Here is an 8,607-nt window from a genome sequence, read left to right as displayed (position 1 = left end):
ACCACGACGGGCGCCGCGACGGGCACCGCCACCGGCGCACCCGCCGCCCGCCGCGCACGCCCCGCCGCCTCGGACACCGACAGCCGCCGCATGATGGACCTGGTCGAACGGGCGCAGGACGGCGAGGCGGAGGCCTTCGGCCGCCTCTACGACCAGTACAGCGACACGGTGTACCGGTACATCTACTACCGCGTGGGCGGCAGGGCGACGGCCGAGGACCTCACCAGCGAGACGTTCCTGCGGGCGCTGCGCCGCATCGGCACCTTCACCTGGCAGGGCCGGGACTTCGGCGCGTGGCTGGTGACCATCGCGCGCAATCTGGTCGCCGACCACTTCAAGTCGAGCCGCTTCCGGCTGGAAGTGACCACCGGCGAAATGCTCGACGCCAACGAGGTCGAGCGCAGCCCCGAGGACTCGGTCCTGGAGTCCCTCTCCAACGCCGCGCTCCTCGAAGCCGTACGCCGGCTCAACCCGCAGCAGCAGGAGTGCGTGACGCTCCGCTTCCTCCAGGGCCTCTCCGTCGCCGAGACGGCACGCGCCATGGGGAAGAACGAGGGCGCCATCAAGACCCTGCAGTACCGGGCGGTGCGCACCCTGGCGCGGCTGCTGCCGCGCGAAGCCCGCTGAACTCCCCCCGCACGTACGCCACTTCACCCCCTTCTTCCGTTTTTCCCGCACCCCAGGGTCACGCCGCACATGCGCGCGGTCACATCATCGTGAGTCCGTAACCCGAGTGGCTTGCCGCTCGTTGTCGGGGTGCAGTCTCCCCGCACCGCGGCGCAAGTGCTCGCTCCCACGTACGAGTGAACATGGACACTTCACCGCCGCACAGCCTTCCATCCGTCGTGGGGAGTTGGACCGTGCTGACGAGAGGAGGTGCCGCCCGTGATCGGCTCCGTGACCGCGAGCAAGCGGGCTGCCGCCTTCGCCCAGGCCCTGGACGAGCACGAGCTCGACGAGGCCGCGGCGGCTGACCGTACAGCGGCGGAGGGTGGCGGCCGGGAAGCCACGTCGGCCGCCTCCGTGCCGGCCGCTTCCGTCCCCGAGGCCGTCGTGGCCGCACCCGTGTGTCCGTGCCCGGTGGGCGGCGGCGCGCCTGCCCCGCTGACGGCGGGCGCGGCAACTTCCGCTGTCACAGCGGGCGTTGGGGAGGTACCTGACGCGGGCGGCGACCCGCTGCGCGACCCGTTGCGGGGCACGGACCTCGGTCCGGACCGCGATCCGGCGGCGCTCTCCTCCGGCGACGACCGCGCCCCGTCCGAGGATCCGGCACGGACGGCGGACGAGGGCGGCGAGCCCGCGCTGCTGCTCGGCCTCGCGGAGAAGCTCCGCAACGTCCCCAGACCCACGGTGTCTCCGGACGTCAAGACCGTGCAGCGCGCCCAGCTCGTCGCCGCCATGGAGGCGGAGTTCGCCTCTCCGGAGGCGCGCGCCCGGCAGGTGCCCGCCCAGCGCGACAACCGCGGCGCACGGAAGGGCGCCCATCGCGCCCCCGCTACGGGCCCGTTGACCAGACTCCGTCCCAACTCCCGCTGGGGCAAGGGCATCGCGGCCGGCGGTCTGGGCGTCGGCGTGGCCGCCTCCGCCCTCGGCGGCGTCGCGGCCGCGAGCAGCGAGGCCCTCCCCGGCGACTCGCTGTACGGCGTGAAGCGCGGCATGGAGGATCTGCGCCTCGACTTCGCCGACGACGCCACGGACCGAGGCCAGGTGCACCTCGACCGCGCCTCGACACGGCTGCGCGAGGCCCGCCGGCTGATGGAGCGTTCACGGGGCGGCGCCCCGCTGGACGAGGAGTCGGTGAGCGAGCTGCGCCGCGCCCTGTCCGGCATGCGGTACGACGCCGACGAGGGCCACCGTCTGCTCAGCTCCGCGTACGAACGGGACGGCAGCATCGGCCCGATGCGTACGCTCTCCTCCTTCAGCTCCGGGCAGCGGCAGAGCTGGCTGAAGCTGCGGGAGGATCTGCCGCCCGAACTGTCCGACGTACGGGACGAGGTGAGCTTCGCCTTCGACGCCATGGACAGCGACATCGCGCCCATCGCCGGGCTGATCTCCACGCCCGAGGAGCGGACGGCGCGCGAGCGCGGGGGCGGGAGCGAGCGCCGTGGCCCGGGGCACGCCTCGCCGCGTACGCCGTCCTCGTCCGGTTCGGCCGACGCGGACGGGAAGAAGCGCGCGAGCGACGAGCCGGAGCCCTCCGGTCCGCTGCCGGGAGCGGACGAACTCACCGGCGACGGCGGCCTGTTGGACCCGTCCAAGAGCCCGCGTGGCGGCTCGGGCGCGGACGCGGGCGGCAGCGGCCGCTCGCATCACGAACCGGACGTCACCCTGCCGCCGATCGTTCCGCATGTCCTTCCGGAACTGCACGGGCTCGGCGAGGACGACAAGTAACACCTCGGCGACGAGCGGCCGGGGACGGATGCGTCCGCCCCGGCCCCGCCAACCCGGCGCCCCACAGGGCGAGTTCGTACCGCCTAGAAGAACACGGACCGGCGCCGCACCAGCAGCTTGTAGAGCGTGTGCTGGATGGTCTCCCGGATCTGGTCGGTGAGGTTGAACATCAGCATCGGATCCTCCGCCGAGCCCTCCGGATAGCCGTCCGTCGGAATCGGCTCACCGAACTGGATCGTCCACTTCGTCGGCAGCGGCACCGCACCGAGCGGGCCCAGCCACGGGAACGTCGGCGTCACCGGGAAGTACGGGAAGCCCAGCAGCCGGGCGAGCGTCTTCGCATTGCCCACCATCGGGTAGATCTCCTCGGCCCCGACGACCGAGCACGGCACGATCGGCGCCCCGGCCCGCAGCGCGGTCGACACGAAGCCGCCCCGCCCGAACCGCTGGAGCTTGTAGCGCTCCGAGAACGGCTTGCCCAGTCCCTTGAACCCCTCGGGCATCACTCCGACGATCTCGCCCCTGGCCAGCAGCGCCGCGGCGTCCTCCGAACAGGCAAGCGTGTGCCCGGCCTTGCGCGCCAGGGCGTTGACGACCGGCAGCATGAAGACCAAGTCCGCGGCGAGCAGCCGCAGATGGCGTCCCGCCGGATGGTGGTCGTGCACGGCGACCTGCATCATCAGCCCGTCGAGCGGCAGGGTGCCCGAGTGGTTGGAGACGATCAGCGCGGAGCCGTCGGCCGGGATGTTCTCCACGCCGCGTACCTCGACCCGGAAGTACTTCTCGTACAGCGGGCGCAGCAGCGACATCAGTACCTGGTCGGTCAGTTCGGGGTCGTAGCCGAAGTCGTCGACCTCGTACTCGCCGGTGACCCGCCGGCGCAGGAACGCCAGCGCCTGCGCGGCCGTGCGCTCCCAACTGCCGCCCGCCGCCGAGGAGTCCGCGTCCGTCTCCGTGCCCTCGCCCGCGCGGCCCGTACGTTCGTCGGCGCCCGCGTCCCCGGCACTCGCACCGCCGGAGCCCGGCCCCGTCCCGCCGTCCCACCCCTGCTGCCGGTGCCTCTCGTGCCGCTCGCGCCCGGAGTGCCGCCCGTACCCGTCGTCCGGCGACCCGAACGGGATGACCTTCGCATCAGCCACGGCGGCCGACCTCCTCGTCCTGCGGTTCCTCCTCGGGCGGCGGCGCCACCTTCGCGGCCAGTCTGTCGACCGTACGCGCGAGCGTCTCCGGCGGCAGCAGCCCGGGCCCGCGTACCCGCGCGAACGCCGCCAGCGTCTCACCCGTCGTGAACCGCGGCTCGAATCCGAGGACTTCGCGCATCTGCGTCGTCCGTACGACCCGTCCGTGCGTCAGCAGCCGCACCTGCTCCGGCGAGAAGTCGGTGGCCCCGACGGACTGGAGCAGCGATCGGCCCCAGCGGATCGCCGGCAGCAGCATCGGCACCGTCGGCCGCCCCAGCCTCCGCGCGCACTGCGACAGCAGCAGCGTGCCGTCCCCGGCGATGTTGAACGTCCCCGCGCTGAGCGTGCCGCTCCGGGGTTCGCGGGCCGCCACGCGCAGCACCTCGACGGCGTCCTCCTCGTGGACGAACTGGAGCCGCGGATCGTAGCCGAGCACCGTCGGCAGTACGGGCAGCGCGAAGTACGCGGCGAGCGGCGAGTCCACGGAGGGCCCGAGCACATGCGCGAACCGCAGCACCGTGACGGAGACGTCGGGACGGCGCCGCGCGAAGCCCCGTACATATCCCTCGACTTCGATCGCGTCCTTCGCGAAGCCGCCGCTGGGCAGGGACTTGGCGGGCGTCGACTCGTCGAAGACGGCCGGGTCGCGGGGTGCGCCGCCGTACACGCTCGTCGTCGACTTCACCACCAGGCGGCGCACCGAGGGCGCCTTCTGGCAGGCCCCCAGCAACTGCATCGTGCCGATGACGTTGACTTCCTTGACCGAGCTGCGGCTGCCGGTGCCGGGCAGCGTCGGCGGCGTCCCGTGCACGTCCATGTGGACGACGGTGTCCACGCCGTGCCGGGCGAGCACGCTCGCGATGTCGGGCTGGCGGATGTCCGCCGGTACGAACTCGGCGCCGCCCAGGTCGTGTACGGGCTCGACGACGTCGACTCCCACGACCCGGTCCACATCCGGTTCACGCTGGACACGGCGCACGAAGCGGCCACCGAGCTGCCGGGCGACCCCGGTGACGAGCACGACCCTGCCCAAGATCCCTCCCCTGACGCCCACTTGGGGACGACGCCGCACGAAGCGGGGTTCCGCGGGCCCGCCGGTGCGGTTCCGCGGATGACGATTCTCGCCTGTCCGCACACGCGCCGGTGAAACGCCGACACCCCTGCAGAACGAAAACCGCCGTCCCGCCGCACCGCACACCAGGTGCGGGCAGCAGAACGGCGGTCACCGACGTACCCGGCGTTCGCTCACTTCTTGTTGCGACGCTGAACTCGCGTGCGCTTGAGGAGCTTGCGGTGCTTCTTCTTCGCCATCCGCTTACGCCGCTTCTTGATTACTGAGCCCACGACAACCCTCGCTCACAAATCATCTCCGCCGACGCGGAGAGAACTGTCTTCACTCGGCGCGGGGCGTCCGAGCCCACACGACCTACATGAGGTCTCAGCCTACCCGCCGCCGGGCGAGGCTCGTAATCCGAGGGTCGCCGTACGTCGCCGTCAGGCCGTTTCCACCCCCACATAGGATTCCTGGAGGTATTCATGGACGGCCTGCTCTGGGACCCGGAAGGACCTGCCCACCCGGATCGCCGGCAGATGACCGCTGTGCACCAGCCGGTACACGGTCATCTTGGACACTCGCATCACCGAGGCGACTTCCGCCACGGTCAGAAAGTTGACCTCGTTGAGAGGTCCCTTGCCAGCAGCCATGTCACACCTGAACCTTCCGCACATGTCGGTCACCGGCTTCCCCTTCCGGCGACTCCCGCTCGCATGCGCGCTCCTCCCCAGATTAGGGGCGGGTGATGCAAGTGGGGAAGAGGAGTAGCGATCAGTCTCCTACTGTGACAGACACGCCCGTTTGAGTACATAGTGCGCCAGCGGACCGTAGCTGTCGGACCGCGCAGCGTCATCGACGGGCACGACGACCGACACCCTTCCCTCGGCCTGACCCACGAACGGCGCCGGATCATCCGTATCTGCGGGCCCGATGGCCTCAATACCCAACTGACCTGCTGCGCAGACCCATCCGTGATCCCCGATGACCAGCCCGGGCAGCGGGCCGCCGTCCGTCATCGCCGCGGAGAGTACGGTCCGCAGCGGCAGCGGCGAGTGGGTGTGCACACCCGGCGCATCGACTCCCGGGCGCACGCCGGGTTCATGTATCAGTGCAACCCCCCGCACGTAGCCGAGGGCGAGAGGACGTACGCCGAACATCGTCGTTATGTCGACACGTTGCCCCTGCGCTGATGTGAGAAGAGTGCATCCCGCCGACGAGAGAGCTGAGGCCAATGGTGCGTAGAAGCCCAGCAGTCGACCGGGGTGGCCCGTCCCCAGCAGTACGGGCACGCGACGGGCGGCCGCACTGCGCAGCCGGCCGGCGAAGGCGTCGAGCGCCGCGACCGTACGCGCGGGATCGATACGGTCCTGGCCGCAGACAGTAGCGGGATCGGCCGACACCCCGCAGGTTTCGGCCATGAGCGCGAGCAACTCCGGTACGGTCCAGTCGAGTTCGGGATCGAGACCGGTGAGCGCACGCGGATCGCGGACCGCGAACATCCGGTAGCGCCGCAGGCTCTTCTCCCGGCTGGTGCCCGTCGTACCGGCGAGCCCGGCCGCCAGCAGATGCGCCCTCAACTCCTCGGCGGCGCACGGCTCCTCGCCCCTGCCGCCGCTCTCCTCCGGGTCCCCGCCGCTCAGCACACCGCCCATGCTGGCGGCAGCGCACGGTGCCCGGCGCCCGCAGCGGTCCGGGACCACCTGACGAATTGCTGTACGAGACGGGGCAGTTGATGCCCTCAACGGAACGCGGGCCTACGGACGCCCGGGGGACGCCGACGGACTTCGCGAGGCCGGGCGGCGCCGCGCGGTTCGGGACCGGGTCAGGGCATCAGCCCATGCGCGGGAAAGACGGCCTTCCGCGTCGCGTGCACCGCGCGGTCGAGCGCATCGGCAGGGTCGTAACCCGTCTCCGCCCACACCCGGGCCTCCGGCTCCCGCCCGTCCGTCATCCGCTGCGGCGCGGCCGGACCGCCCGTACGCGCGTACACCAACTCACGCCAGGAGTCCGGCACTTCGGTCTCGGGCGGCACGGGCGCCCCCGCCGCGATCCCCACCAGATGCGTCCAGGAGCGCGGTACGACGTCGAAGACGGCGTATCCCCCGCCGCCCAGCGCCACCCAGCGCCCGTCCGCGTACTCGTGCGCCCACCCGTGCAGGGCCTCCGCGGCGGCACGGTGTGCGTCGACGCTCACGGCCAGATGCGCCAGCGGATCCTCGAAGTGGGTGTCCGCACCGTGCTGCGTGACGAGGGCCTGCGGCCGGAACTCCGCGAGGAGTTCGGGCACGACCGCGTGCAGCGCGCGCAGCCACCCCTCGTCGCCGGTGCCGGCGGGAAGCGCCACGTTGACGGATCCGCCCTCGGCGTCCGGGCCGCCGGTGTCCTCGGGCCAGCCGGTGCCGGGGAAGAGCATCCGCGGGTGCTCGTGCAGCGAAATCGTCAGTACACGAGGGTCGTTCCAGAACGCGTCCTGGACGCCGTCCCCGTGGTGCACGTCCACGTCGACGTACGCGACGCGCTCCGCACCCTGCTCCAGCAGCCGTGCGATGGCCAAAGCGGCGTCGTTGTAGATGCAGAACCCCGACGCGGACGCATGCATCGCATGGTGCAGCCCCCCGGCGAAGTTGACCCCGTGCAGTACGTCGCCGCGCCACACCGCGTCCGCCGCAGCGACCGACTGTCCGGCGATCAGCGACGACGCCTCATGCATCCCCGCGAAGGCCGGATCGTCGGGCGTCCCGAGTCCGAACTCGCCCGTCGCGGACCGAGGATCGGCCGAGATCCGCCGTACTGCGTCGATGTAGTCCTGCCGGTGCACCAGCCGCAGCGTCGAGTCGCCGACCGGCTTCGCCGCGCTGATCCTCAGATCCTTCTGCTTGTCCAGCCCCAGGCTCTCGACAAGCCGCATCGTCAGCGCCAGCCGTACCGGATCCATCGGGTGCCCCGGCCCGAAGTCGTAGCCCGTGACTGCCTCGTCCCACATCAACTGTGCGCCGCCGCTCATCCCGCCACCGTACCGGCCCGCCGATACGCCCGACGGGAGAGGCCGACGGACGCTCACGACAGCAGCGCGAGCAACTCCCCCATGCTCCGGAAGTGCGCGGTGACTCCGTCCCCGAGCCGCGTGGCCGGCGTCATGGCCGTGAAGCCGTACACGTCCATCCCCGCGGCGACACCCGCCCGCACCCCGAGCGGACTGTCCTCGACGACGGCACACCGCTCCGGCCGTACGCCCATCTTCTCCGCGGCGAGCAGAAACAGATCCGGCGCGGGCTTCCCCCGCCCGACATCGTCCGCACTGAAGATGCGCCCTTCCCCGAACCGCTCGTACAACCCGGTCCCGCGCAAGGCCACCCTGATCCGCTCATGGCTCCCGGACGACGCCACGCAGTACGGCACCCCGCCCTCCTCCAGCCCGGCCAGCACCTCGGCCACGCCGTCGACGGCCGTCAACTCCCGCTGAAACGCGGCGAACACCCGCTCGTGAAAGGCCTCGTCGAAGTCCTCGGGCAACCGCCGCCCGGACCGCTCCAGCACAAGATCGTGCACACGATGCAGCGCCGCACCCATGTAGTCCCGGATCGAATCCTCGTACGTGGTCGGATGCCCCAACTCGCTCAAGTACTCGGCGAGTACACGATTCGAAATCGGCTCGCTGTCCACCAGCACACCATCGTTGTCGAACACGACCACGTCGTACTTGCCCATGCGCCCACTGTACGACCAAAAAAAGAAGGCCCCGTTGGTGTGTCCAACNAGTTCGGCGGTGTCCTACTCTCCCACACGCTCCCGCATGCAGTACCATCGGCGCAGTAAGGCTTAGCTTCCGGGTTCGGAAAGGATCCGGGCGTTTCCCTCACGCTATGACCACCGAAACACACCCCCCACACATATGCGGCGGGGGAAACTCGTGTTGTGTCAGCGCTCTCTTCACATATCAAACCAACCAGCCGTGGTGCTGGTGGTTGTGGTTTCAGAGCT

The 8,607-nt window shown here is 70.9% G+C and carries 9 protein-coding genes and 1 rRNA gene; 2 read left to right on the top strand and 8 right to left on the bottom strand.

Features of this window, described 5'->3' with window-relative positions; translation table 11 throughout:
• Both AN218_RS03610 and AN218_RS03605 read left to right on the top strand, forming a co-directional pair.
• Positions 1-627: ECF subfamily RNA polymerase sigma factor, BldN family (locus AN218_RS03610; protein ID WP_070015160.1), on the top strand; the 627-nt coding region annotated here is incomplete at its 5' end.
• Positions 628-885: 258 nt separating this feature from the next.
• The gene (locus AN218_RS03605) at positions 886-2,391 is read left to right on the top strand and encodes a DUF5667 domain-containing protein (RefSeq protein WP_070015159.1); all 1,506 of its coding nucleotides are present in this window, start codon (positions 886-888) and stop codon (positions 2,389-2,391) included.
• 83 nt (positions 2,392-2,474) lie between these two features.
• Here AN218_RS03605 and AN218_RS03600 read toward each other — a convergent pair whose 3' ends face one another.
• From AN218_RS03600 to rrf, 8 genes are all read right to left on the bottom strand, one after another.
• Positions 2,475-3,530, bottom strand: coding sequence for a lysophospholipid acyltransferase family protein (locus tag AN218_RS03600; RefSeq protein WP_070015158.1), 1,056 nt, complete (start codon positions 3,528-3,530; stop codon positions 2,475-2,477).
• A complete protein-coding gene (locus tag AN218_RS03595) occupies positions 3,523-4,605 on the bottom strand; it encodes an NAD-dependent epimerase/dehydratase family protein (RefSeq protein WP_070015157.1) in 1,083 nt (360 codons plus the stop codon). The genes AN218_RS03600 and AN218_RS03595 overlap by 8 nt, the downstream gene beginning before the upstream one ends.
• A gap of 212 nt (positions 4,606-4,817) precedes the next feature.
• A complete protein-coding gene (locus AN218_RS34095; RefSeq protein WP_003948845.1) occupies positions 4,818-4,916 on the bottom strand; it encodes a 30S ribosomal protein bS22 in 99 nt (32 codons plus the stop codon).
• A 150-nt stretch (positions 4,917-5,066) separates the two neighbouring features.
• Positions 5,067-5,276 carry a helix-turn-helix domain-containing protein gene (locus tag AN218_RS03590; RefSeq protein ID WP_158677109.1) on the bottom strand — a complete coding sequence of 70 codons (210 nt, stop codon included), beginning with the start codon at positions 5,274-5,276 and terminating at the stop codon, positions 5,067-5,069.
• Positions 5,277-5,405: 129 nt separating this feature from the next.
• A complete protein-coding gene (locus AN218_RS03585; RefSeq protein WP_079131785.1) occupies positions 5,406-6,278 on the bottom strand; it encodes a phosphatase in 873 nt (290 codons plus the stop codon).
• Between the two features lie 170 nt (positions 6,279-6,448).
• Positions 6,449-7,630, bottom strand: a complete 1,182-nt coding sequence (locus AN218_RS03580) for an acetoin utilization protein AcuC (protein ID WP_070015156.1) — start codon at positions 7,628-7,630, stop codon at positions 6,449-6,451.
• Positions 7,631-7,683: 53 nt separating this feature from the next.
• The gene (locus AN218_RS03575) at positions 7,684-8,334 is read right to left on the bottom strand and encodes an HAD family hydrolase (protein WP_070015161.1); all 651 of its coding nucleotides are present in this window, start codon (positions 8,332-8,334) and stop codon (positions 7,684-7,686) included.
• 50 nt (positions 8,335-8,384) lie between these two features.
• Positions 8,385-8,501: ribosomal RNA gene (rrf, locus tag AN218_RS03570) — 5S ribosomal RNA — on the bottom strand.
• Between the last annotated feature and the right edge of the window lie 106 nt (positions 8,502-8,607).

Origin of the sequence: Streptomyces nanshensis (assembly GCF_001751255.1) — a bacterium.
Taxonomy (GTDB): domain Bacteria; phylum Actinomycetota; class Actinomycetes; order Streptomycetales; family Streptomycetaceae; genus Streptomyces; species Streptomyces nanshensis_A.
Note: the sequence above shows the minus strand (reverse complement) of the source record. Positions and strands in the feature narration are given on the sequence as shown.

Bases quoted from the DNA above. Each gene is read 5' to 3' on its own strand.
- AN218_RS03590 (WP_158677109.1), bottom strand. From the start codon at position 5,276: ATGGCTGCTGGCAAGGGACCTCTCAACGAGGTCAACTTTCTGACCGTG.
- AN218_RS03585 (WP_079131785.1), bottom strand. From the start codon at position 6,278: ATGGGCGGTGTGCTGAGCGGCGGGGACCCGGAGGAGAGCGGCGGCAGG.
- AN218_RS03580 (WP_070015156.1), bottom strand. From the start codon at position 7,630: ATGAGCGGCGGCGCACAGTTGATGTGGGACGAGGCAGTCACGGGCTAC.
- AN218_RS03575 (WP_070015161.1), bottom strand. From the start codon at position 8,334: ATGGGCAAGTACGACGTGGTCGTGTTCGACAACGATGGTGTGCTGGTG.